The 24,046-nt window shown below is 65.7% G+C and carries 23 protein-coding genes and 2 pseudogenes; 12 read left to right on the top strand and 13 right to left on the bottom strand.

The window, feature by feature from the left end; all coding sequences use genetic code 11:
- Positions 1–140: 140 nt before the first annotated feature.
- Both EET10_RS24890 and EET10_RS24885 read right to left on the bottom strand, forming a co-directional pair.
- Positions 141–350 (bottom strand): hypothetical protein, encoded by a 210-nt coding sequence (locus EET10_RS24890; protein WP_036406583.1) that lies wholly within the window; start codon positions 348–350, stop codon positions 141–143.
- Positions 351–574: 224 nt separating this feature from the next.
- Positions 575–1,057 (bottom strand): hypothetical protein, encoded by a 483-nt coding sequence (locus EET10_RS24885; RefSeq protein WP_122502858.1) that lies wholly within the window; start codon positions 1,055–1,057, stop codon positions 575–577.
- Between the two features lie 135 nt (positions 1,058–1,192).
- Between EET10_RS24885 and EET10_RS32065 the strand changes: the two are divergent.
- Both EET10_RS32065 and EET10_RS31825 read left to right on the top strand, forming a co-directional pair.
- A pseudogene (locus tag EET10_RS32065) lies at positions 1,193–2,471 on the top strand (TfuA-like protein); the annotation flags it as partial.
- Positions 2,472–2,669: 198 nt separating this feature from the next.
- Complete coding sequence (locus tag EET10_RS31825) at positions 2,670–2,798, top strand: hypothetical protein (protein ID WP_276861913.1); 129 nt, start codon at positions 2,670–2,672, stop codon at positions 2,796–2,798.
- A gap of 52 nt (positions 2,799–2,850) precedes the next feature.
- On the opposite strand, the gene EET10_RS24870 is transcribed toward EET10_RS31825, so the two are convergent.
- The 3 genes from EET10_RS24870 to EET10_RS24860 are packed head-to-tail and all read right to left on the bottom strand — an operon-like array spanning position 2,851 to position 5,404.
- Entirely contained in the window at positions 2,851–3,576 is a 726-nt protein-coding gene (locus EET10_RS24870) for a transglutaminase-like domain-containing protein (protein WP_036406588.1), read from the bottom strand.
- Complete coding sequence (locus EET10_RS24865; RefSeq protein ID WP_423793610.1) at positions 3,573–4,598, bottom strand: TIGR03560 family F420-dependent LLM class oxidoreductase; 1,026 nt, start codon at positions 4,596–4,598, stop codon at positions 3,573–3,575. The genes EET10_RS24870 and EET10_RS24865 overlap by 4 nt, the downstream gene beginning before the upstream one ends.
- Positions 4,595–5,404 (bottom strand): Rv0792c family HTH-type transcriptional regulator, encoded by an 810-nt coding sequence (locus EET10_RS24860; protein ID WP_036406593.1) that lies wholly within the window; start codon positions 5,402–5,404, stop codon positions 4,595–4,597. Before EET10_RS24860 ends, EET10_RS24865 begins: the two co-directional genes overlap by 4 nt.
- Before the next feature lie 71 nt (positions 5,405–5,475).
- Here EET10_RS24860 and EET10_RS24855 point away from each other — a divergent pair, with 71 nt between their 5' ends.
- The gene (locus tag EET10_RS24855) at positions 5,476–5,802 is read left to right on the top strand and encodes a putative quinol monooxygenase (RefSeq protein WP_036406596.1); all 327 of its coding nucleotides are present in this window, start codon (positions 5,476–5,478) and stop codon (positions 5,800–5,802) included.
- On the opposite strand, the gene EET10_RS24850 is transcribed toward EET10_RS24855, so the two are convergent.
- Positions 5,779–6,240 carry a cupin domain-containing protein gene (locus EET10_RS24850; RefSeq protein WP_036406599.1) on the bottom strand — a complete coding sequence of 154 codons (462 nt, stop codon included), beginning with the start codon at positions 6,238–6,240 and terminating at the stop codon, positions 5,779–5,781. The two genes, EET10_RS24855 and EET10_RS24850, sit on opposite strands and share 24 nt — an antisense overlap.
- On the bottom strand, positions 6,234–6,368 hold the full coding sequence (locus EET10_RS31820) for a hypothetical protein (RefSeq protein ID WP_276861910.1): 135 nt from the start codon (positions 6,366–6,368) through the stop codon (positions 6,234–6,236). The genes EET10_RS24850 and EET10_RS31820 overlap by 7 nt, the downstream gene beginning before the upstream one ends.
- 171 nt (positions 6,369–6,539) lie before the next feature.
- Here EET10_RS31820 and EET10_RS24845 point away from each other — a divergent pair, with 171 nt between their 5' ends.
- Positions 6,540–8,411 (top strand): PPE family protein, encoded by a 1,872-nt coding sequence (locus EET10_RS24845; RefSeq protein WP_099188545.1) that lies wholly within the window; start codon positions 6,540–6,542, stop codon positions 8,409–8,411.
- Between the two features lie 40 nt (positions 8,412–8,451).
- Here EET10_RS24845 and EET10_RS24840 read toward each other — a convergent pair whose 3' ends face one another.
- On the bottom strand, positions 8,452–8,955 hold the full coding sequence (locus EET10_RS24840; protein WP_244187704.1) for a MarR family winged helix-turn-helix transcriptional regulator: 504 nt from the start codon (positions 8,953–8,955) through the stop codon (positions 8,452–8,454).
- A gap of 380 nt (positions 8,956–9,335) precedes the next feature.
- Between EET10_RS24840 and EET10_RS24835 the strand changes: the two genes are divergently transcribed.
- Genes EET10_RS24835 through EET10_RS24825 form a run of 3 tightly spaced genes read left to right on the top strand, consistent with a single transcriptional unit; the run spans position 9,336 to position 12,204 of the window.
- Positions 9,336–9,857: a nuclear transport factor 2 family protein gene (locus tag EET10_RS24835; protein ID WP_082273328.1), complete on the top strand. Its 522-nt coding sequence runs from the start codon at positions 9,336–9,338 to the stop codon at positions 9,855–9,857.
- A 45-nt stretch (positions 9,858–9,902) separates the two neighbouring features.
- Complete coding sequence (locus EET10_RS24830) at positions 9,903–10,799, top strand: enoyl-CoA hydratase/isomerase family protein (RefSeq protein ID WP_036406658.1); 897 nt, start codon at positions 9,903–9,905, stop codon at positions 10,797–10,799.
- Entirely contained in the window at positions 10,780–12,204 is a 1,425-nt protein-coding gene (locus tag EET10_RS24825; protein WP_036406605.1) for an amidase, read from the top strand. The genes EET10_RS24830 and EET10_RS24825 overlap by 20 nt, the downstream gene beginning before the upstream one ends.
- A 17-nt stretch (positions 12,205–12,221) precedes the next feature.
- On the opposite strand, the gene EET10_RS24820 is transcribed toward EET10_RS24825, so the two are convergent.
- Together EET10_RS24820 and EET10_RS24815 are read right to left on the bottom strand one after the other, a co-directional pair.
- Positions 12,222–13,028, bottom strand: a complete 807-nt coding sequence (locus EET10_RS24820) for a family 1 encapsulin nanocompartment shell protein (RefSeq protein WP_063466284.1) — start codon at positions 13,026–13,028, stop codon at positions 12,222–12,224.
- Positions 13,025–14,086, bottom strand: a complete 1,062-nt coding sequence (locus tag EET10_RS24815) for a Dyp-type peroxidase (protein ID WP_174719715.1) — start codon at positions 14,084–14,086, stop codon at positions 13,025–13,027. The genes EET10_RS24820 and EET10_RS24815 overlap by 4 nt, the downstream gene beginning before the upstream one ends.
- Positions 14,087–14,096: 10 nt before the next feature.
- Between EET10_RS24815 and EET10_RS24810 the strand changes: the two genes are divergently transcribed.
- The 5 genes and pseudogenes from EET10_RS24810 (at position 14,097) to cpdA (ending at position 19,793) form a co-directional block, all read left to right on the top strand.
- Positions 14,097–15,383, top strand: coding sequence for a M18 family aminopeptidase (locus EET10_RS24810; RefSeq protein WP_122502856.1), 1,287 nt, complete (start codon positions 14,097–14,099; stop codon positions 15,381–15,383).
- 11 nt (positions 15,384–15,394) lie between these two features.
- On the top strand, positions 15,395–15,742 hold the full coding sequence (locus EET10_RS24805) for a VOC family protein (protein WP_036406610.1): 348 nt from the start codon (positions 15,395–15,397) through the stop codon (positions 15,740–15,742).
- Between the two features lie 124 nt (positions 15,743–15,866).
- Positions 15,867–18,143, top strand: a complete 2,277-nt coding sequence (purL, locus tag EET10_RS24800; protein WP_099188541.1) for a phosphoribosylformylglycinamidine synthase subunit PurL — start codon at positions 15,867–15,869, stop codon at positions 18,141–18,143.
- Positions 18,131–18,766: pseudogene (locus EET10_RS24795) on the top strand (Rv0804 family intramembrane glutamic endopeptidase); the annotation flags it as partial. The gene purL and the pseudogene EET10_RS24795, both read left to right, overlap by 13 nt.
- Positions 18,767–18,836: 70 nt before the next feature.
- Entirely contained in the window at positions 18,837–19,793 is a 957-nt protein-coding gene (cpdA, locus tag EET10_RS24790) for a 3',5'-cyclic adenosine monophosphate phosphodiesterase CpdA (RefSeq protein ID WP_036406614.1), read from the top strand.
- Here the strand turns inward: cpdA and EET10_RS24785 are convergent.
- From EET10_RS24785 to EET10_RS24775, 3 genes are all read right to left on the bottom strand, one after another.
- Positions 19,738–21,336 (bottom strand): stealth family protein, encoded by a 1,599-nt coding sequence (locus EET10_RS24785; protein WP_036406616.1) that lies wholly within the window; start codon positions 21,334–21,336, stop codon positions 19,738–19,740. The genes cpdA and EET10_RS24785 overlap by 56 nt on opposite strands.
- Before the next feature lie 210 nt (positions 21,337–21,546).
- Complete coding sequence (locus EET10_RS24780; protein ID WP_243410757.1) at positions 21,547–22,809, bottom strand: haloacid dehalogenase-like hydrolase; 1,263 nt, start codon at positions 22,807–22,809, stop codon at positions 21,547–21,549.
- 20 nt (positions 22,810–22,829) lie between these two features.
- The gene (locus tag EET10_RS24775; protein ID WP_063466281.1) at positions 22,830–24,032 is read right to left on the bottom strand and encodes an MCE family protein; all 1,203 of its coding nucleotides are present in this window, start codon (positions 24,030–24,032) and stop codon (positions 22,830–22,832) included.
- Positions 24,033–24,046: the final 14 nt, after the last annotated feature.

Raw genomic sequence — 24,046 nt, 5'->3', positions numbered from 1 at the left:
ACGCCGTGAGTCGGATATTGAAATCGGCAAGAGCTGCGACCTTTTCGTCGACGCGACCGACGGCAGCGCCAGCGCGCCAAGTCCAGGCGCGTTGGGCGACCGCGATTCCGTGGGTTCTTGGCGCACCGGCGCGTGTCTGTTCACCAGAACCCGGCGCGCTGGCCACCGCATGAGCCATTGCACACCGACTCGCTGCCGAGGTACCCGAATGCCAGGCCGGTATCGGCGTTGCCGCCGGAATAGTCCTGGCCGGCATCGCAGGTGCTTACCTCACACGATTCGAACAAACCGTCATCGGCGAGCCAGTCAACTTCGCTGCTTGCCTGTGGAATTGGCAAAATCGCAGCCACGGCATCCTTGCTTCAGCCCAAACCGCGCGGGCCGGTGACGCCTACGAACAGACAATGTGGGGGGCTGGGCAGGCAAGTAGTGCTGCGCGGCTATGGCAAGCGGACCAGACTGGCCAGTCCAAGACAGGTGCCGCATGGTGTGGATAACAGCGCAACATGGGCGAGGCGACCGAAGATGGACGAATCATCGCCATAATTAACAAGTTCCAGCGACCCGCGAGCCCTCACCCGGCATCGAGCAGCAATGGCGCTGTGGGTTGGGGCAGCCCGGCAACCGGGGTCAACTCGCCGAACAGATCCACCGCGGCGTCCAAGGCGCGGTCGACGGTATCTGCGAACTCGTTGAACCGGACGAGACCTGGAATCCATTGGGAATTGCAGGCGGTGACGCCGACGCGCTGTGGATCGGAAGACCCGTGCATGATTGCGGTCAATGCGTGATTCCGGGTGTTCCACAGGTCTGCGAACCGCACCAGCTGGGCCCGGTCCGCGGCGGGGAAAAAGTATGCGGGAGTGACCCGGATGGTGAACACGTCCGGATGCTCGAGCGAGATCTCCAGGTGGACGTGCAATCTTCGCGGGTAAGCGTTTGCGACGAAGAAGAACTCACCGTCATGCCGGCCGCGGAAGTACCGTTTTCCGCGGCTGCACAGATAGCGTTCGATCAAGTTCGTGGACAGTGGCTCACCCAGCGGCGACGACGTCATGATGCCCATGTTGAGGCGGCTTGCTGCGGAAATCCTTTGAATCAGGGATGGCGGTTGCGAAGAATCAGTTGAGAATTCGCTGAGCGGCGCGGGTACCGCTCGCCTGCGGACCCCACCAGCCGACGGTAAGGCACTTTGACTCTGATCGCCGACGGGATCCGGGTTGTTGGATCTTCCAGCATGGGGGCGTTGCGCGCTGCCGAGCTGCATCCCCTTGGTATGGAGGGCTACGGCTGGGTCTTCGAGAGTTATCGAAATGGCCTGTTGGAGGCAGACGACGAGGTGGCCATGGTGCACGGAGATCCCGAAGACGGTTACCCCGTCTTTGTTGATGCGCTGGTCAATATCCGTCAAACCGTCGCTGTGGCAGTCGAATCCGGTGCGATGGCCAGGTCGGTAGCTACCCAGCTCATCGAAACGGCTCGCGGTACACCATTCACCATGCGCACCTAGGACCACCTGCTCGGCGCCGTCGGAGCCCCAGACTGCCGAAAGTTGGCAAGGCAGCTGAGGTCGATGCGAGTCGACATCAAACATGCTGACGCGGTCCTCGCGCTGAAGAAAATCGCCCGGGGGCCGCAGGATTACGCGGTTCAGTCGGGGGTGCGCCCCACGATCTGATCTAAGCGGTGGCAACGGCGATGGGCACCGCCGGTACCTGTGGCCGTACCGGGCGCAACCGGCGGCAAGTCCGTCGTGGACGTCCTCGACGTGGACGTGCTATCCCTGTTGTGCGTGTGCGCGACAGACCGGTGGGTATACCTGCCCGCATTGGAACAAGTCGCTGCGTGGTACTGGACATTGATGCACCCCGAGGATCTCGGTAGCGTACGTGAGCGCGCTGCGAAGGCTATCGCCGAATTGGAGCCGAAAGTCACGTACGGCACCTACCAACGTGCGCTGGAGTTTGTGGCGCACCGCCATGCTTTGGCCACCGGCGTCGTGGACGAGACCGGCTTTCCCAAATCGGTGAGTGAACATTGGCTCACCGCCGGGGAATATGAAGCCTTGGGCGACGACCAGATTGCAGTCGCGGCACGGATAACCACCCGCACACTGCTTTTCACCCGGTCACCGCCGGCCGTGCAGCATTTCCTCGAGCTGCTGCGCGACGATCCGAGACTGCCCGAGTGGCGGAACGCGGTGGCCTGCTGCATTGGCCAAGCGTGACGAATTAGCCCGCCAAAGACCACATCTGAATCTGAACCGGCCTGATCCCAGCCAACTCAAGCGCCTTTTCGGCAGTCGATGGGGTAGACCGGTGGATCGCATCGAAATGGCCCGGCGCGGCCTCATGACCGAAGACGCTTTCTATTCCGCCGCCTCCCTATTCGCTGTAGCGGCCGCCGACGACCAGTTACCGAACATTGACGTCGGCACGCTCGGTCCACATCCAGTCACCTCAGCTGACTGAGCCAGTCCACGCCGGCGATGCGCGGGTCACCCGGGGGATAAGGGACCAGCCGGCAGATCATTCGGGCTCAGCATGGCTATTTCGCGCGCTGCAACTTCCAGTCCTGCCTCGCGGTAGTCGTCGTAACCGGTGTCGTTGATGTCGCGTACCCTCACGCACTGGATCGAGCACCGAATCGTTTGGACCATAAGGAAATTCGTGCGAACTGTACGACGCTACCGCACCATCACCATCCAAGCCGGACAACACACCATCGCCGCCGCCGACTCCATCCCTGACGACCTCGCCCAAGCCCTAGCCGAAATCCACGCCAGCGGTGCGCACTAGTTCGATAAATACCGGGTTAGACAATCACCCCTTGACGTGTGATGAGTGCGGGTCAGGGACCGGCTCCTTGCCGGCGCGCCACCGCCTCCCGGCGAGGGCCGGCCCACAGTTCGTCGTCGTCGGCGACTCGAGCGTGAATGTCGCTGGACTCCAAGGCATTCAGCACCGCGCGTGCCACCAGTGCGTACCATAGGGCGACGTCGCCCGGGTAGTCGGCGTAGCTGCCGTTTTCCTGCAGGACGGGGCCCTCAACCGTCGGAATGTCGGTGACGCCGTCGAACTCGCGCCGGTAGGGTTTGCCCAGCCGCGCCGCCGTCGTCGCGTCGATGGTGGCGTCTAGCTTGACCCATCGGTTGCCCAGGTAGGCCTCGCCGAGAGAGTGCCACGGCAACGGCCTGCCGGATTTGCCTCCCCACAGGGCACGGACCTCCGGGGAGAGAAACTCCTTGTCCGGGGAGCTCAACGTCTGGAAGGCGACGCGGGCCGGCACGCCCACCGCTCGGCATAGGGCGACGAACATGCTCGCCTTTCCCATGCAGAAGGCGACACCGTGCCGGAGTGCGTCGCTGGCCCGGTGTTCGCCCCGGGCGAGGTAGCGGAATGCGGCAAGGATGTCATAGGGCAGATCACGCACGTAGTGATAGATGCGTCCGACCCGCTCGACATCGGATGTGGCACCGTGCACCAGCGCTGCAGCCGTCGCCCGGACCAGCGGATGGCGGGCGTCGACGTAGTCGGTCGGCGCCAGATACGGGTCCAGATCCCCGGCACGAGTCATGACGCCGTGACCCGGGACTTGAGCAACGGAATGATGTCGCGACCGATGACGTGCAGATGGTCGGACTCCACCACCCGCGGAACCGTGAACAGGAAGTGGGTGACCCCACAATCCTGGTAGTCACGGATGCGCTCCGCGCAGCGATCCGGGTGCCCGACGATGAGGCCGGACTCGGGAATGGAGGAGAACTCCAAGCGAATTCGCGCTTCGTCCGCCGCCGAATCGGTCGGTGCCAGCAGCACGGTCACCGACCGCTGCAGTGTGCCCGGGTCACGGCCGGCCGACTCGCAGGCCCGTGCCAGGAACTCCCGGCGTCGGGCCACCTGCTGTGGCGACCACCACCGCACGTTGAGACCCTGCGCCAGCTTGGCCGCGATGCGGTGCACGCGGTCTCCTTCGCCCCCGATCCAGAGCGGTGGGTGGGGCCGTTGGAGGGGAGGCGGATCGCAGATCGCGCCGTTCAGCGTGTAGAACCTGCCGGCAAAGGTGGGGTTCGGCTCGGTCCAGACCGTCCGGATCACCTCCAGGGCTTCGGCCAATGCGGAGACTCGCTCGCCCACCGGCGGAAACGAAATGCCATAGGCCTCGAACTCGCGCTGAAACCAGCCTGCGCCCAACCCCAGATCGAGGCGTCCCTCGGAGATCACGTCCAGAGTGGCGGCCATTTTGGCCAGCACCGAGGGATGGCGATACGAGTTGCACAGCACACTGGTGCCCAGGCGCAGCCGGGTGGTATCGCGAGCCAGCGCCGTCAACGCCGTCCAGCATTCCAGCAGGGGCAGCGATGTGGGCCGTGCGTCCTGGCGGGTTTTACTGGATTGGCCGGCGATGCCGGCGTCTTTGACGTAGTCGTCCGGGCTGACCGTCAGGAAATGATCGCAGAGCCAGATGGAGTCGAATCCGTAGTGCTCTGCGGCTCGCGAGACGGTAACCATATCGGGGTATCTGCTGACCGCCAGCCCGTTGACCGTCAGCGCAAGGACAAGTCCGAAGTGGGGGTCATCGGATCCGGCGATGTTCATGTGAATTCCGACCTTTCGATAATTCCGGCGCCCGCCTCGGGCAGCGTTCGCGGCAGTGTGACGGAGAACTTGTACCGATCGGGGCGGTAGTGGAACACCACCACCTCGAGCGCTTTGCCGTCTTCGCGGTAGCTGGTGCGGTCGAGCACCAGCACCGGTGCGCCCGCCGGCAGCTCCAACGCCGCGGCGACTTCGGCGGATGCGCCGGCCGCCGATATGTCGTGGGTGGCCTTGGCAATCCGGATGCCCAGTCGTTGCTCCCACATCGTGTACGTGGTTTCGGTATCGAGGGCACCGGATAGCAGTGGTTCCACAGCATCGCCCACACCCGGCGGTAGGTAGGCGGTGACCAGCGCCAAGGGTTCGCCGCCCGCGCTGAAGCGCCGGCGGATACACAAGACCTCCGGCAAGGTCAGTGCCGCGGCGATCGGTTGCGGTGGCGCGCACACGCTGTGGGACAACACCTCCACTCGCGGGGCGACACCGGAGCTCAGCAGCACCTCGGTGATCGTGCGCACCCCCGAACCGAGTTCTTGCCTGACCGGATCGGCGACGAAGGTGCCCAGTCCCTGCCGACGCACCAGCCACCCCTGACGTTCGAGGATCCCCACCGCGGACCGCACCGTCACCCGGCTCAGCCCCGACTTGTCGATCAGCTCCCGCTCGCTGGGCAGCCGCCCACCGCTGGGCAGCCGTTGTTTGACGATCTGCGTCTTGAGTGCCTCGGCAAGCTGAGTGCTCGCCGGCACGCTGCCGCGCGATATCCGGAACTCGGCGGCATCCAGATCAAGCTTGACACTCGTCATAGGACGTATTAAAACGTCTTAGAACGTCGGCCGTCAAGGGCCGGCGGCACACCTGCCCGGAAGGTCGTCACATGTCGTCGTCAATCGCGGTCATCGCCCGGTTCACCCCGCGCCCGGAATCGATGGATGCGCTGCGTGTCCTGCTCGCCGGGATGATCGCGCCGACCCGCGCCGAAGGCGGGTGCCGTACCTATGACCTCTACGAAAGCGCCGACGGCGCCGAGCTGGTGTTGTTCGAGCGTTATCGCGACCGCAGCGCACTCGACGAGCACCGGGGCTCCGCCCATTACCGCAGTTACCGCGAACGGCTGCCCGCCCTGCTGAGCGAGCCGATCGCGGTTACCGTGCTCAGCCCGCTAGACGAGGCAGCCGGATCAGAGCGGATAAAGCCCCGGTAGGTTGACCACGATCGGCTCCTGGGTGCTGCGCGCGATGACCACCTCCGCGGGCGTGGTCGGGTCGGGGTTCTCTTCCCGATGCGGCAGATACGGCGGGATAAAGATGTAGTCACCGGGCTGGGTCGAGATGCGCACTTCCTGGACGCCGTCGTGAAACACGAACTCTGGATGGCCACTTCGTACATAGATTGCGGTTTCGGAGTCGCCGTGATGGTGGTTGGCCGACGCCGTTCCGGGCGAGACGTGCGTCTCGCCCATCCACAACTTCTCGGCGCCGACGGAACGTCCGCTGAGCGCGGCGAATCGCCGCATTCCCTCCGATTGTGCTGTGTCGGAACTGATTTCGGATGATCTGACGTGGTGTACCCGGTTGCGCGCGGCCACGCCCGGCGTTGCGTCGCTGTGAAATTCCGGATGAAATGCGTCCGAGGTCACCATGAGTACTCCCTGGCCAGTTCATGTCCGGCCACCGCGACGCGCAGTTCCGGCACACTGCAGCGGCCCGCCGCGTCCTGCCCGGCCGGGCGGGCGCCGAGCACGACGTCGCCGTAGGAATCGTCGAGCAACTCCCAGTCCTTTCGCCGGCCTTGGTGTCGACGTTACGCCTCCGGCAACCACACTCGTCGCGAATTGACGCCAGATCACCACGCCGGCAACAGGTTTGCAGATTTGCTGATTATCGCCGCCCGGCGAGACTAGATTTGGTGGATCCGCTCCTGGCGAGTAGAGGAGTCATGATGCCGCCAAATTTCGCGTTGTTGCCGCCGGAAGTCAATTCGGCACTGATGTTCGCCGGCGCTGGCCCGGCGCCGTTGCTGACGGCCGCCGGCGCCTGGGATGCGCTGGCCGAGGAGTTGAGCCTGTCGGCGGCCTCATTTTCCGCGGTGACGGCGGGCCTGACCGCCGCATCGTGGCAGGGTCCGGCAGCGGCGACGATGGCGGCCGCGGCCGCCCCGTATGCGGCGTGGCTTGACGCAACAGCGGCGCAGGCCGCCGGTGTGGCAGGCGGGGCCCGAGCAGTCGCCGGGGTGTTCGAGGCGGCGCAGGCCGCCATCGTCCACCCCGTAGCGGTGGCGGCCAATCGCTCTCGGTTGGTGTCGCTGGTGTTGTCGAACCTGTTCGGGCAGAACTTCCCGGCGATTGCGGCCTTCGAAGGCGCCTATGAGGAGATGTGGGCCCAGGATGTGGGCGTGATGGCCGGCTACCACGCCGGTGCCTCGGCGGCGGCAGCGCAGCTGACGTCCTGGCAGCAATCGCTGTTCAACGCGCTCGGCATCTCCGGCCCACAGAACATCGGCGTGGGCAACAACGGCAGCGGCAACGTGGGCAACGGAAACCACGGTGACGACAACGTGGGCAATGGAAACATCGGCAATTCCAATGTGGGCAGCGGCAATACCGGCAGCTCCAATCTCGGCAGTGGAAATAGCGGCAGTTCCAACCTGGGCGGCGGCAATCGCGGCGACAGCAACGTGGGCGGCGGCAACTCGGGCACCAGTAACGTCGGCGGGGGCAATAACGGCAGCCAGAACGTCGGCTTCGGCAACGACGGCAAAGGCAATGTCGGCGGCGGTAACAAGGGCGACGGCAACGTCGGCTTCGGCAACGTGGGCCCGACCAACACTCCCGCCCAGAACAACATCGGCAGTGCAAACACCGGCAGCTTCAACCGGGGCTCGGGAAACACCGGGGATTCCAACTGGGGCTTCGGCAACACCGGCAACGGCAACATCGGCTTCGGCAACACCGGCAACGGCAACATCGGCTTTGGGCTCACCGGCAACAATCAGGTCGGAATAGGTGGCCTGAACACGGGCAGCGGCAACATCGGCTTCGGCAATTCGGGAACCGGAAACATCGGCTTTTTCAACTCCGGCACCAACAACGTCGGCATCTTCAATTCCGGCTTTGCCAACACCGGTTTCGAAGTCTCGGGGACCAACAACACCGGATTCCAAACGACGGGCGGCACCGTCACCGGTTTCTGGAATACCGGCCTGCAAGCCACCGGCTTCGGTAACACCTCCGGCGAAACCACGGGTGCGTTCAACTCCGGCCGGTATACCACGGGTTTCTTCAACTCGGCGAACGAGAACACCGGTCTGTTCAACTCAGGTCAGGGGAACACCGGCTTCTTCAATTCGGGTGAGCGCAATACCGGCGTCTTCAATGCCGGCGCCACAAACACCGGGTTCGGCAATTCGGGCAGTATCAACACCGGTGGCTTCAATTCAGGCAACTTGAACACGGCTATCGGGCAGGTGGGCGACGGGCCCGGCCAGAGTTCCGGCTTCGGAAATCTGGGCACCGGCACCTCGGGCTTTTTCAACCAGGGCGACGATAGCTCAGGCTTCACCAACGCCGGGGAGAAGTCGTCTGGCGGGCGTAACTTAGGGCCGTTAGGTTCCGGCTTCAACAACTTCGGCTTCGGCGGCTCGGGCTTCTATAACTCAAGCGATAGAGGTTCAGGCTTCTTCAATGGCGTCAACAATGGCGTGGGATTCCAGAACTCGGGCTTCTTCAACATCGGTATCCGCAACTCGGGCGTCGGAAACATCAGTGAATTCCCCGGCACCGATAGCGGGCACTCGGGCTTCTTCCACCGCTGAGCCGCCTATCGGCGCGGATCTCGTCCCGGGCGAGCAGGAGCTAATACCAGCCCGGCTCTTTGACCGGGAACATGCCGGGGTCGAAATCCAGCTTCGATCTGGCGACTGCGCCGAGTTCGCCCAGCAGCCTGATCAGTTCGTCGCGGCCGTCGTCACCGAGGCGCTTGCGGATCGCCCGGTCTAGGGCAGCCGCTTTGCGCAGGCGCGCAGTGACGTACTCGATGGCCTTCGGTGCCAGCTCGACAACCTTCTCGCGCTGGTCGGTGGTCGACGGAGTGACGTGCACGTAGCCACGGCGGCGCAAGTCGGCGACGACCTTGCTGGCTGCCTGGCGACTGACGCTGAATTGCCGTCCCATCTGGGAGATCGTCATGGGCTCCGGCTGCGAATACAGGGCGAAGACGTAGATCATCGGGAACTGTAGATCCGGGAAACCCGCGGCTTCCATCTCGACATCAATTCGCCGGGAATAGCTCCACCAGGCAATCCGCAGTGCAAGGCCGAGTTCTGTCTGCGGTGCTCGGGTGCTGGGTCTGGCCGCCACGATCGACAGCATAGGCGATGGGCTTGACCGACGGCCGTCGTCACACGCGCTGGAGCCACTGCGGCGGCCGAGACGTGGCCGGGCGACGCGACGGCGGCCAACGCACCGCGGCCTCTCCGCGATTTCACCGTAACGATTCTGTCAATCGTGATTGACACCATGGCAAGCGCAGTCATAACATCATATTGTCAACTGCTGAAGACAAATTGCGGGCGAGCCGCCCGGAGCCGGCGGGTCGCCACACTGACGCGGTGGCACGCGCCGGTGGCCGTTGCCGACCACCAACTAGGCCCTGCGTCACCCAGGGGGCTTCACCACTTGTCCGCAGAGCCCGCGTCGAGTAAGCCGGGCTCGCAAAATTCGAAAGGGAAGGTCGATCGATGTTGACAGAACAATCCATGGCGGTCGCAGATGTCGGGGGCGTGAACTTCGACGCCGCAGATCGACTGGCAATCATCAACTTGTTCGGCGCTTACGCCTACGCCTACGACCAAGACAGGCTCGAGGATTTTCGTGCCTTGTTCACCGATTCGCCCGAACTTGTCTTGCTGCACGACAACCGCGAGCTTACGGCGGACATCGATACCGTGATGCGGTTGCTCTCGGTGCGGAAATCGGGTTTCAGGGCCGACGGAAACAAACGGCGTCACGCCCTGAACTCGTTGTGGTTCACCGGCCAAAGCGCCGATGAAGCTACCGGGCACTGCTACGTCCAAGTATTCTCAATCCGGCAAGGCGGTTCGCCGGTCGCCGACCTCACCGGCTGTTACGACTTCACCGTGGTCAAACAGCAGGGCGTGTGGAGGATCAGTCGATGGGTAGTGACCGCCGACCAGACCGAAACCGGACTCCCGAGCGACGCCGGCTCGGCAACTGCGAGCACGGTGTCGTCAGTCGCTTAGCCGGCGGGGGGCTGCGGGGTCCGCAACGGCAGCGAGAGGATGCGCATGGCCCCCACCGAGGAAATCGTCACGTCCGGCATCACGTCCGGCGAAGATCTCGAAGGCGTGATAAGCCGCATCATTCGCAGTGAACCGCCCGCCGCGGAGGTCATCGATCGCGTAGCCGTGCAGATCCACCGAAGCGTCGTGGTGACCACCTTGTGTAATCCGTTGGCGCACAACGCATTGAACCTGGCGGCCTGGCGCCGGCTGAAGCTGCTGTTCGACGACTTGGCGGGCGAATCGGACCTGCGGGCGGTGGTTATTCGCGGTGCGGGCGATGCGGCGTTCGCCGCGGGCGCCGATATCAGCGAGTTTCCCCGCACCCGGATGACCGCCGTGGACGCGGCGACCTACAACGAGAGCGTCGCGGCCTGCCTACGGGCCGTGACCGCAATACCGGTTCCGGTCATCGGCGCGGTCCGCGGACTTGCCGTCGGTGGCGGGTGCGAACTGCTCGCCGCCTGCGATGTCCGTATCGCGGCCGACGACGCACGCTTTGGCATCCCGATCGGCAAGCTCGGCGTCACCCTCGGCCTCACCGAGTCCGATACCGTTGCGGGCCTTATCGGTCCGGCGGCCCTGAAGTATCTGCTGTTCAGCGGAGAACTGGTGGACGTCGAGCAGGCCGCGCGGTGGGGGTTGGTGCAGAAGGTCGTCGCAGCAGATGAATTGCCGGACGCGACAGCCAAACTGGTCGGTCAGATCTGCCGGCAGTCGGCGGTGACCATGCGCGCGACGAAGGTGGTCGCCAATATGCACGGCCGGGCGCTGACCGCAGCCGATACCGATGCCCTGATCCGATTCGGTGTAGAAGCCTACGAAGGAGCGGATGTCCGAGAAGGGGTGGCCGCCTTCAGCCAGCGGCGATCGCCGAGATTCGTTGACAGCCAGGAGATCTGAGGTTTCAGCGCAACTGGACGACGAGATCTGGAAGCGTGAACTGACCGAGGTCGCCTCGCTGATTCGCACTCGGCAGATCAGTTCGGCGGAACTGACCCACGCGACGCTGCACCGAATCGACAAGCTCGATGGGGGGCTGAAAAGCCACGCGTTCGTCATGACGGACTCCGCGGTCGAGGCCGCTCGCGCTGCCGACGCTGAACTCGCCCGGGGGCACTGGCGCGGAGTCCTGCATGGTGTGCCCATCGGTGTGAAAGATCTCTGCTACACCGCCGATGCCCCCACGGGCGCAGGCACCGTCATCCATCGCGAGTTCCGGTCGTCGTATGACGCCACTGTCGTGGCAAGGTTGCGCGCTGCCGGTGCCGTGATCACCGGCAAGCTGGCCATGACCGAGGGGGCATATCTCGCATACCATCCGAGCCTTCCGGCGCCGGTCAATCCGTGGGACCCTGCGACCTGGGCAGGCGTGTCGTCGAGTGGCTGCGCCGTGGCCACCGCAGCGGGGCTGTGCTTCGGTTCGATCGGTTCGGACACCGGGGGATCGATCAGGTTTCCGACGAGCATGTGCGGGGTCACCGGGATCAAACCAACCTGGGGCCGGGTGAGTCGGCATGGAATCGTCGAGCTGGCAGCAAGTTTCGACCACGTCGGACCTATCGCCAGAAGCGCTGTGGATGCGGCGGTCCTGCTGAGCGCCATTGCCGGATTCGACGTCGGCGACCCGACGTCATCGCGAACGCCCGTGCCCGACTATGCGGCTGACCTCGCGCTGAGCCGGGTCCCCCGAGCCGGTGTGGACCGGTCGCAACTGTCCGGTTTCGATGACGACACCACATCCATGATGGCCCAGGTCGTCTCGACACTGGAAGGAATTGGTTGGCCGGTCGTCGAGGTCACGCTGCCCGCGCTGGATCGGATGGTCGACGTGTTCGCCACGATGCGCGGGGTCGAGACGGCGATCGCGCATGCCGAGACCTATCCGGCACGTGCCGACGAGTACGGACCGGTGCTGCGCGGGCTTCTCGACAACGCACGGAAGCTGAGTGCCGTTGAGTACCAAGGGCTGATCACCCGGCGGCAGGAGTGCACCGAAGCGCTGCAGCGGGTGTTTACCGACGTGGATCTGGTGTTGCTGCCCAGCGCCGGTCTGGCGTCGCCGACGGTGGCCGGCATGCGGATGCTGGGTGTGGATTCGGTGCTGTCCGCCGCGTTGGCAGGACCGACTGCCCCGCTCAATGTCACTGGTAACCCGGCGATATGCCTGCCGGCGGGAGTCACGTCGCGCGGCACGCCGCTGGGGGTGCAGTTCGTCGGCCGTCATTTCGCCGAGCAGTTCCTGGTCCAATGCGGGCATGCGTTTCAGCAGGCCACCAGGTTCCACCGGCGCCGGCCGCAGCTGTGAATCCGATGCGGCCGGTATTAATCCGAGGGCGGGCTGAGCGCGACCGAAGCCTCGGCGGTGTAGCACAGGAAGGTCAGGGTCTCCTGCAGATAGAGCTGCACGGTGTCGGCGTCGTGACTGGTATAGCCGATCGCGACATCGGTGCCCAGCTGCAGGTCGAAGTCACCCCCGCGGGTGGTCAGCACGAAAGCGCCGTCGATGGCCGGCGCCCAGATGATGTCGCCGTCGACCAGCCGGTTCAGGTGCTCGCGGATGGGGTAGCCGTGCTCGGTGGTTTCGCTGACCTTGGTGTAGACGTCGGCGGCGAGCAGCACCGAATACGGCCCGTCGACGCCGGCCAGGCGCAGTTCGGTCAGCGCCTGCGAGATGACATCCGGGATTTCGCGTGGGTCTTCGGGCAATGTCAGCGGCCGGTTCGAGCTGGCGCTGCGGATGCCCTCGATGGACGCGGCCGCGTAGCCCTCGAAGATGGTGCGGTCCTCGACGAAGGCCAGCTTCTTGGCGGCCGCCTTCACCGGATCCCAGTCCGAGTCCTGTGAACCGCGCTCGACGTCGTCGATCTCGTTGCGCGACAAGGCGAATGGTACCCGTAGCCGCACCAGGGGCTTGCTGGCGCGCAGGTGGGCGATGACGCCGTCGGTGGGCGCGGAGATGTCGATCAGCCGACCGGTGCTGACCGCGGCGGCGACCGGTCCGCCCGGACCGCTGACGTCGACCACCCGGCGCCCGGCGATATGCCGCTTGAACGTCCGCGTGGCCTCCAATTCGATTTCGGCCCAAGCGGCTTCGGTGACCGGAGCCAGTTCGCGGTACAGATTGTTCATCGGGAGGTTCCTTTCAGGCTGCCGATCGAGAGTGAACCGTCGTCGGGGGCCGGCACCGCCGCCGGAGCGGGCGCCGGTGATTGGGGCAGCGGCGGTGGATCGTCGAGGAAGTCGACGGTGGGGGAGAAGAACAGCCCGCCGGTGACCGCGGTGGAGAAATCCAGAATGCGGTCGGTGTTGCCGGGGGGATCGCCGAGAAACATGTTGTGCAGCATCTGCTCGGTGACCTCGGGGGCGCGTGAATAACCGATGAAGTAGGTGCCGTACTCGCTCGTGCCGACCTTGCCGAACGGCATGTTGTGCCGCACGATCTTCAACTCGGTGCCGTCGTCGTCGGTGATGACGTTGAGCGCGATGTGCGAATTGGCCGGCTTCACGTCGTCACCGAGTTCGATGTCTTCCAGCTTGGTGCGCCCGATCACCTGCTCCTGCTCGGTGACCGACAGCGAGTCCCACGACCTCATGTCGTGGACATACTTCTGCACGTGCACATAGCAGCCGCCGGCGAACTCCGGGTCCTCGTCGCCGACGGCGGTTGCGCTGACAGCGATTGGACCACTTGGGTTTTCGGTGCCGTCGACGAAACCCAACAGGTCGCGATTGTCGAAGAAGCGGAATCCGTGCACCTCGTCGACAACGGTGACCGCGCCGGCCATCGCGCTGAGAATGCGCCCGGCCAATTCGAAGCACACATCCATGGTTTCGGCGCGAATGTGAAACAGCAGATCCCCCGGGGTGGCCGGCGCGGTGTGCCGCGGCCCGTGCAGCGCGACGAACGGATGCAGTTTCGCCGGCCGCGGGCCGGAAAACAACCGGTCCCACGCGTGCGAGCCGATCGAGGTCACCGCCGACAGATTCTTGCCCGGGTCGCGAAACCCTATCGCGCGCACCAATCCCGAGATGTCGGCCAACCCGTCATGCACGGCCGTCTCACCGCCGTCGTCGATGATGGCCACGAGAAAAATCGCTGCCGGCGTCAGCGGCGCGAGGATGGGTTGTGGCTGAACCGGTGGCACTCTGCCGACCCTAGCGTGAACCACCTGGTCCCCGACAGCCATGATGGTGTGCATGTCCGGCGGGCCCACACCCACAGCCAGTGCGCGAGGCCTCTGCGAGTTCATCGACGCCTCGCCGTCGCCGTTTCACGTGTGCGCCACCGCGGCCCGGCGGTTGCTGGACGCCGGATACACCGAACTCAGCGAAACCGACCGCTGGCCGCAGCAGCCGGGCCGTTACTTCACTGTGCGGGCCGGCTCGCTGGTCGCTTGGAACAGTCAGCTCGCCACCGGCGCCCCCGCCCCGTTCCGGATCGTCGGCGCGCATACCGACAGCCCCAATTTGCGGGTCAAGCAGCACCCGGACCGGCTGGTTGCCGGCTGGCAGGTGGTGGCGCTGGAGCCCTACGGGGGCGCGTGGCTCAACTCCTGGCTGGACCGCGACCTGGGCGTCAGCGGGCGGCTGTCGATACGGGACGGCTCGGCGGTGCGGCACCGGCTGGTCCGCATCGACGAGCCGATCCTGCGGGTGCCGCAGCTGGCCATCCACTTGGCCGAGGACCGCAAGTCGGTGACGCTGGATCCCCAACGGCATGTCAACGCGGTCTGGGGCGTCGGCGACGCGGCCGGTCCCTTCATCGGCTATGTCGCGCGGCATGCCGGAGTGCCCGAGGCCGACGTGCTGGCCGCGGATCTGATGACGCATGACCTGACACCGGCGGCGCTGATCGGGTCTGACGGGTGCCTGCTGAGCGCGCCTCGACTGGACAACCAAGCCAGTTGCTATGCCGGGCTGGAAGCGTTGCTTTCCGCCCGACCGCGCGATGTGCTGCCGGTTTTGGTGATGTTCGACCACGAGGAGGTCGGCTCGTCCTCGGACCGCGGCGCGCAGTCAAACCTGCTGGGTACCGTGCTGGAACGGATCGTGTTGGCCGCCGGCGGCAACCGGGAGGACTTGCTGCGGCAGCTGCCGGTGTCGCTGCTGGCCTCGGCCGACATGGCCCATGCCACCCACCCCAATTACCCCGATCGGCACGAGCCGGGCCACCCCATCGAAGTCAACGCCGGGCCGGTGCTCAAGGTGCACCCGAATCTGCGATACGCCACCGACGGGCGTACCGCCGCGGCGTTCGCGATGGCCTGCCGGCAGGCCGGGGTGCCGCTGCAGCGGTATGAGCACCGTGCCGACCTGCCGTGCGGGTCGACCATCGGGCCGCTGGCGTCGGCCCGTACCGGCATCCCCACCGTCGACGTGGGTGCAGCCCAGCTTGCGATGCATTCGGCACGGGAGCTGATGGGCGCCGGCGATGTGGCGGCCTATTCCGCAGCCTTGCAAGCATTTCTGTCGCCCGGGGCATAGGGTCTTGAGGTATGGCGCTCAGCGTGGAGATGGTCACGTTCGACTGCAACGACCCGGCGAAACTGGCCGGCTGGTGGGCCGAGCAGTTCGGCGGGACGACACGCGAGCTGTTGCCGGGCGAATTCATCGTGGTGACTCGCGCCCACGGGCCGCGGCTCGGGTTTCAGAAGGTGCCCGATCGCACGCCCGGAAAGAACCGGGTGCATCTGGATTTCACCGCCGAGGATGTGGAGGCCGAAGTGGCGCGGTTGACGGCCGCCGGTGCCGCCGAGGTGGAGCGGCACCAGTTCGGCGCGAACTTCCGCTGGGTGGTGCTGGCCGACCCGGAGAGCAACCTGTTCTGTGTGGCGGGGCAGTGACCCGGGCGCCTCGCCGAGCGTGACCTGGCTTTGAGAATCCGGCGAAAATCGCGCGCTGACGTCACGCTCGGCGACAAAGACGGCCCGACCTAGACTGTCTGGCGTGACGAGCGCGCAGATCCACGTGATTGACACCGTCGAACATGCCGCCACCACCCCCGACCAACCGCAACCCTTCCACGAGCTGGGCCTCAAAGACGACGAGTACCAGCGGATCCGTGAGATCCTCGGCCGCCGGCCCACCGACACCGAGCTGGCCATGTACTCGGTGATGTGGAGCGAACACTGCTCGTACAAGTCGTCCAAGGTGCACCTGCGCTACTTCGGCGAGACGACCACCGACGAGATGCGCGCCGGGATGCTGGCCGGCATCGGTGAGAACGCCGGCGTGGTCGACATCGGCGACGGCTGGGCCGTCACCTTCAAAGTGGAATCGCACAACCACCCGTCCTACGTCGAGCCCTACCAGGGCGCGGCCACCGGGGTCGGCGGCATCGTGCGCGACATCATGGCCATGGGCGCGCGTCCGGTCGCGGTGATGGACCAGTTACGGTTCGGGGCGGCCGATGCCCCCGATACCCGCCGCGTCGTCGACGGCGTGGTCCGCGGTATCGGCGGCTACGGCAACTCGCTGGGCCTGCCGAACATCGGCGGCGAGACCGTCTTCGACCCGTGCTATGCCGGAAATCCGTTGGTGAACGCGTTGTGCGTCGGCGTTTTACGCCAGGAGGACCTGCATCTCGCATTCGCCTCCGGCGCCGGCAACAAGATCATCCTGTTCGGCGCGCGCACCGGGCTCGACGGCATCGGCGGGGTCTCGGTGCTGGCATCCGACACCTTCAGTGCTGATAGCACCGACGGCGCCGCCCGTAAGAAGCTGCCCTCGGTGCAAGTGGGCGACCCGTTCACGGAGAAGGTGCTCATCGAGTGCTGCCTCGAGCTGTACGCGGGCGGGCTGGTAATCGGCATCCAGGACCTTGGCGGAGCCGGGCTGGCTTGTGCCACTTCGGAATTGGCTTCTGCCGGGGACGGTGGTATGACGATCCGGCTCGATGCCGTCCCGCTGCGCGCCAAGGACATGACGTCCGCCGAGGTGCTCTGCAGCGAGTCGCAGGAACGCATGTGCGCGGTGGTCGCCCCGGAGAACGTGGACGCCTTCATGGCGGTGTGCCGCAAGTGGGAGGTGCTGGCCACCGTGATCGGCGAAGTCACCGATGGTGACCGGTTGCGGATCAGCTGGCGCGGCGAGACCGTCGTCGACGTGCCGCCCCGCACGGTGGCCCACGAGGGGCCCGTGTACCACCGCCCGGTCGCCCGTCCCGAATCGCAGGACGCCCTCAATGCCGACACCTCGGCCAAGCTGCCGCGCCCCGTCACCGGCGCCGAGCTGCGCGCGACTTTGCTTGCGCTGCTGGGCAGTCCGCATCTGTGCAGCCGGGCGTTCATCACCGAACAGTACGACCGATACGTGCGCGGCAACACCGTGCTGGCCGAGCACGCCGACGGCGGCGTGGTGCGCATCGACGAGTCGACCGGCCGTGGCATCGCGGTCTCGACCGACGCGTCGGGGCGCTACACCATGCTGGACCCCTACGCCGGCGCCCAACTCGCGCTGGCCGAGGCGTACCGTAACGTCGCCGTCACCGGCGCCACGCCCGTTGCGGTGACCGACTGCCTCAACTTCGGCTCGCCCGAGGATCCCGGCGTGATGTGGCAGTTCGCCCGGGCGGTCCGTGGACTGGCCGATGGCTGTGCGGCCCTGGGCATTCCGGTGACCGGCGGCAATGTCAGCTTCTACAACCAAACCGGGTCCACAGCGATCATGCCCACGCCGGTGGTCGGGGTGCTCGGTGTCTTGGACGACGTAAGTCGGCGCCTTCCCACCGCGCTCGGCCGTGAGCCCGGTGAAACGCTGATGCTGCTGGGCGACACCCGCGACGAGTTCGACGGATCGGTCTGGGCCCAGGTGACCGCCGACCATCTGGGAGGACTGCCGCCCAGAGTCGACCTGCCTCGCGAGCGGCTGCTGGCCGAGGTGCTGCGCTCGGCCTCGCGCGACGACCTGGTGTCCGCGGCGCACGACCTGTCCGAAGGCGGGCTGGCCCTGGCCGTCGTCGAAGCAGCGCTGGCGGGTGAAACCGGTTGCCGCATCGTGCTTCCCGAAGGTGCCGATCCTTTCGTGATGCTGTTCTCCGAGTCGGCGGGCCGGGCATTGGTCGCGGTGCCGCGCACCGAAGAGAGCCGGTTCCGGGCGATGTGCGAGGCCCGCGGCCTGCCCGCGGTTCGAATCGGTGTCGTCGACCAGGCCTCGGATGTCATCGAGTTCCACGGACTGTTCACGGTGTCGGTGGCCGAACTGCGCCAGACATCCGAGGCGGTGCTGCCGCGATTCTTCGGGTAAGTCGTTTTCGCGCAGTGTCTTTGGCCGCCGGCCTGGTCGGCTGGAGCTTTGTGGCTCCCCGGCTGCCCGCTGCGTGGCGGATACCGCTGCAGGCCGGGCTGGGCTGGTTGCTGGTGTGGCTGACCCGGGCGCCACTGGGTATTCGTCCGCCGCGGTTGTGGGCGGGGTTGCGGCTGGGCTCGACGGCCGCGGCAGCAGCGACGACCGCGATCGCGGCGACGACACCGGTGCCCGTGGTGCGCTTGTCGATGTCCGAACGCGAGCTGCCGTCGTCGGTGCCGGGCTGGCTGGTACTGCACATACCCATCGGCACGGTGTGGGCCGAGGAGGCCGCGTTTCGGGCGGCGCTGGCCACCGCCGGGACTCAGGCATTCGGCCCGGCGGGTGGGCGGCTGCTGCAGGCCGGCGCCTTCGGTCTTTCCCACATTGCCGATGCGCGCGCGACGGGTGCGCCGCTGATGCCCACGGTGCTGGTCACCGGCCTGGCGGGGTGGGTGTTTGGATGGCTGGCAGATCGTTGCGGCAGCCTGGTGGCGCCGATCCTGACGCATCTGGCGATCAACGAGGCCGGCGCGGTTGCGGCGCTGACCGTCCAGCGGCGCGGCCTGCGAGCGCTGCGAGCACGTTGGCACGCCGTTATACTTGACGGGCTGTTTCCCAGCGATCACCAGACCGAGAGGGTTGGCACCTCAGGTGCACAGACTTAGGGCCGCGGAGCATCCGCGGCCGGAATACGTTCTCCTACATATCAGCGACACGCATCTCGTCGGCGGGGATGGTCCGCTGTACGGCGCGGTGGATGCTGACGGCCGGCTGGGTGAGCTGCTCGGCCAGCTGACCCACTCCGGAATGTGTCCCGATGCCATCGTCTTTACCGGCGACTTGGCCGACACCGGCGAGGCGCAGGCGTATCGCAAGCTGCGAGCCGTGGTGGAACCGTTCGCGGCCGAGCTTGGCGCCGAACTCATCTGGGTGATGGGCAACCACGACGACCGGGCAGCGCTGCGCAGCTTCCTGCTCGACGAGGCACCGTCGATGGCACCGCTGGACCGGGTGCACATGATCGACGGCCTGCGGATCATCACCGTGGACACCTCGGTACCCGGCTACCATCACGGCGAACTGCGACGCTCCCAATTGAGCTGGCTAGCCACGCAATTGGCGACACCGGCACCGCACGGCACCATCTTGGCGCTGCACCATCCGCCGATCCCCAGTGTCTTGGACCTTGCGGTGACGGTGGAACTCCGGGACCAGGCTGCCCTGGGCCGGGTGCTCGAGGGCAGCGATGTTCGGTCCATTCTGGCTGGGCACCTGCACTACTCGACGAACGCCACCTTCGTCGGGATCCCGGTGTCGGTGGCATCGGCCACCTGCTACACCCAAGACCTCACTGTTGCCACCGGGGGAACCCGCGGCAGGGACGGCGCGCAGGGATGCAACCTGGTGCACGTCTACCAAGACACCGTGGTGCATTCGGTGATCCCGCTCGGTAGCGGAAAAACCGTGGGCACCTTTGTCTCTCCCGCCCAGGCGAAACGTCAGATCGCCGAAAGCGGGATGTTCATCGAGCCGTCACGGCGCGATTCGCTGTTCAGCCAGCCTCCAATGGTGCTGACGCCAGCGGCGCGGCCGGGGCCGGCCCGCTGACGTCCGCGGCGACCTTCTCCCACGGCGCGGGGATCGGAAAGTACCGCTCCAAGAAACTGACCACTCGTTGTGCTCGCTCGGCCGGGTCGACTTCGGGGAAGCTGCCGTCGTTCAGGCAGAAGAAGTGGTACTGGCGGTGCTTCCGTAATTCCTCCAGCAGGTCCAGGCCCGCATGGGTGGTGGTGTCGACGTAGCGGACCTTGGCATTCTCCTGTTGGACGGCACGGCCGGTCATCAGCGCGTAGTAGTGGTACAGCGAGTTGGTTACCGAGATGTCGGTGGCCGACCGGAACGCGCTGGCCCGGGTGCACGCGAATTCCTCCGGGAATTCCTGCTCCATCTCGATGAGCACGCTTTTGCGCAGCGGGACCGCGGTGTGCTCGAGATGGCGCGTGATCAGGTGCCCGAACCGCTCGAACAGCAGCCGCCGGTTGACTCGGGCCGCATTCTCGTGACCACTGCGGGCCGGATCGTTGGTGCCCAGCCCTATCCGGGTCTTGGCCTCGATGAACTTCGTGACGCCGCCGGGGGAGAAGAACATGCTGGCCTTGACCCGCCGCCCGAAGAACATGTCGTCGTTGGAATACAGGAAATGCTCGCTCAGCCCCGGGATGTGGTGCAGCTGGCTCTCCACCGCATGCGAATTGTAGGTAGGCAATGCGGCACGATCCGAAAAGTGGTCCTCGGCTCGAACGATGGTGATTTTCGGATGGTCAGCTAACCACCGCGGCGGGGCTGAATCGGTCGCAATGAAGATGCGACGGATCCACGGGGCAAACATGTTCACCGACCGCAGCGCGTATTTCAGCTCATCAATTTGCCTGATCCGCGCTTCGGCGTCGTCGCCTTCGCCCACCACGTACTGCGACAGTTGCGCGGCACGCCGCGCCCGGAACACCGGGTCGCTGCCGTCGACCCAGGAGAACACCAGATCGATGTCGAATGTCACGTCGCTGGCATGGGGGGTGAACATTCCCTCCAGCGTCGGCCACTTGTACCCGTACAACTTGACAGTCGCCGCGACCAGCTCACTGCGGGGCAACACTTTGCGGGTGAGTGAGTTCTCCACCGGACAACGGATCACCGCCTCCTCGAAAACCCAGAATTGAAGCTCAACTCCGAATGCCGGACCATACCGAAATCCGCCCGGCGCAATCCGTTGCCGATACAGCCTGAGGATTCGCGGATCACCCATTGCGGAAAGTCGGCCATTGGCCAGCAACACCGCAGGAATGCCCTTCTGATCGATTGTCTTGGCGTACATCGGCTCGGTGATGCACGCCGCGGCAAGGGCATGCTCGACCGCGGGACGCAGTCGGATGTCGACGGCCAGAATCGGCCGGTTCTGGTGGCAGCGGACCAGCAGAAACGGAATATCGGCCCGGTTCAATGCCTTTCGCAGGAAAACCAGATCCTCGAGCTGTGCCTCGTGCGGGGTGAGGCTGGATTCCAGGCGGGCGATTTTGCCTCGCCGGGTGACGATGATGGGAGCCAGGCTACGCTCGGCGGGCCGGCTGCCATCGCGTGAAGTGAATTCGGGCATGGGAACACCGCCTTAGGTATCGGTGATTGGGGCAGGGAGAGGATCTCACACTTTGTGCGCTGGTGCACGGTGAGCGTTCTCGCTGCTGTCGAAGCGCGTTGAGTGCGAGGTGGTCTAAGTCTACAGCGCTTGTGGGACAGCCGATTTCGCACCGCCGGGCTACGCGCTGGCAACCTGCTTGTTGCGACTGCGTATCACCGAGTTCAGCTTTCAGTGGACCCGATCCTGCTGGTCGGGAACGACGGTGCCGTCGGCTTGGCGAAGCGGCGCCTGGCCGCCGCCGGGCTCATCGAAGCCCTGGGTTGCGCACGGGTAGGGCGGGCTCACCGGCGGGGGATTGATAAAGACCGGGTTGACCATCCATTTGCCGTCGGCGTTGGCGTACGCCCAGCACATCAACTCGATCTGGTTGCGATTCAGGACGAGGCGCAGCGCGGTCGCGTCCGTGACGAACGTCACGTCTCCGTCGGAGTCGCCTGCGGCGAACACCTGCCGACGCTGCACCGGAGACTGCTGGAAGGCAGATGCGCCCTGGGCACCGAACAGTTGCTCGTTGACCCGGCACCGCTTGCCCTCGTTGAAGGGCATCGACGGTTCGCCGCCGCACAACCCAAGGCGGGGCGTCAGGACGTCTCCGTCATGGTCTGTGCGTACGCCCAGCACGTGGTCAGCCGGGATGCCGATGTCGGCCGCCCACACCCGGACCACCGGCTCAGCCGACGCGGAGATGATCCGCACGTCGAACCCGTTGGCTTGCAGCGTGCCGACGAGGTCTCGCATCTGTGTGTAGTAGCGCACCCAACCGGTCTGTCGGGTACTTCCCACGGTCTGCTCGGATCCCTCTTTGGCGTCGAGGTTCTGCTTCCTGGCCGCGGTGGCGAATTCGGCGATCTCCCCATCGGTCCAGCCGGCGAGCAACTGGGCCGCCCAGGCGTCGCCGGGTTGTATGCGGCGGCGGTTGTAACCGGTGAACGCGGATGCCCCCGAACGGGTTTCGTGCCCGGCATAAACGGCCACCAGCTCATCAGCGCAGCTGGTGTTGGAGCCGGTGGGCAGCGGTTGTCCCGGACCCGCGAGGCCACCGCAAGCGGCGGCCAACGCCGCTGCCGCTTCAGTGGTGAGGTATGCGCTGGTGGTGGACCAGTTCCCGCCGGCAGGCTGACGCACTTTGGAGTTGTTGATCATCCAATAGAACGTCGCGCTCCCGACGTCGTTGAGGACCATGGTGTTGTCCCAGTCGAACAACGCCAGGGGGGCACCGGCGCTGGCCGATTCGGACTTGCCGCAACTGCCCAGCCGGTTGATCATCGCGTCGATGCGCTGGCGGTTGTCGCCATACCAACCCGGGTCGGCGGCCAGGGTTCGGCAGTTACGCGGGCTCGCATCGGGATGCTCGCCGGCATGGTGGCACCCGGTGAGCACGAGCACCGGCGTGCTCGCAGCGGCGAGCAGCCGCAACGGCCACCGCGTCATGGAGTGTTCCTGTCGATCTCTCAAGGGTTGATGGTGTACTCGCCGAACTGGCGTCCCCAGACATATTCGGTGAACATCGGCTGGCCGAGTTCGACATGGTTGTAGGGCGCCACGCTGGCACCGACGTCCATCACCAGAAACGGGGCGGGCCACAGGTCGTGGGTGATCGGTTGCCAGCACCCGGGTTTCCCGCCGGGTCCTCCCCGGGCGTTGACCCGTGGCAGGTTCTCCGGATAGATGTAGGGGCTCGGTGCGCCGGTGATGCTGCCGGACGCGGCCCCCAGCGAGTAGCCGGTGAAGCCGAGGGCAGCGCGGATTTTGGGCCCGACTTCGTGGTAGTTGCGGAGGGTACAGAAGATTTCGGGGCTGTACTCGTCGAGCAGTTGGCTAGGGACAACCAGATCGGCGGCCCCCCGGGCCAGGTATGGCCCGCCGCGACCGAACACGTCAGAACCGTTGTTGCCCAACCCAACCGCCGCCAGCAATGCCGCATCAAGATCGACCTGCCCGTGGTTCATGGTTCGCGCGGTGGTGACTGCCTGGTCCAGCGCGGTCCACAAGTCCGGCGCCGCGTCGGCGTAGACGTCGCCCAGGGCCGCCAGGCCCTTTATCTCGGCCCGCACCCTGGACAGCCGCGGGTTCACGTCGTCGAGGATGGTGCTGCCGTTGACCAGTGCGGCGCCGAACTTGTCCCCCAGACCGCTCAGGGCCTGAGCGGCCGCGCCCAGCGTCAGGTTGAGCTTGACCGGATCGACCTTTTCGGCAATGGCCGTCAGCGTCTGGAACAGCGTGTTGAATTCCGTCGTCACCGCCGTTGCGTTGATCACCATGGATGGGGTGATGTGCTGTGGGTCAGCGTTTTTCGGTGACGTCAGCGACACGTACTTGTTGCCGAAGACCGTCGTCGCCTTGATCTCGCCGCCCACATTGGCCGGAATCGAGGCGATGTACTTCGGATCGACATCCAGCACCAGCTTGGCCGCCGGAACGCCGTCTCGCGTGACCTCCGAAATGCTGGCCACCCGCCCGATCTGCACACCGTTGTAGGTGACTTTGGCGCCTGGGTCGGTCACCAGACCCGCACGCGGAGCAAGCATCGTCAACGTGGTCTTCGGGATGAACGCCCCGCGAAACTGGGCGTAGAGCCCGGCGCCGACGAGCGCCAACACCATCAGCCCCAGCAGACCGACGATCTTGTACGGTGGCCGCGTTCGCGGATCCATGATTCTGAGACCCT

This window comes from Mycobacterium pseudokansasii (assembly GCF_900566075.1).
Taxonomy (GTDB): Bacteria; Actinomycetota; Actinomycetes; order Mycobacteriales; family Mycobacteriaceae; genus Mycobacterium; species Mycobacterium pseudokansasii.
The sequence above is the reverse complement of the archived record's forward strand: the minus strand, read 5'-3'. Positions and strand labels throughout refer to the sequence as shown.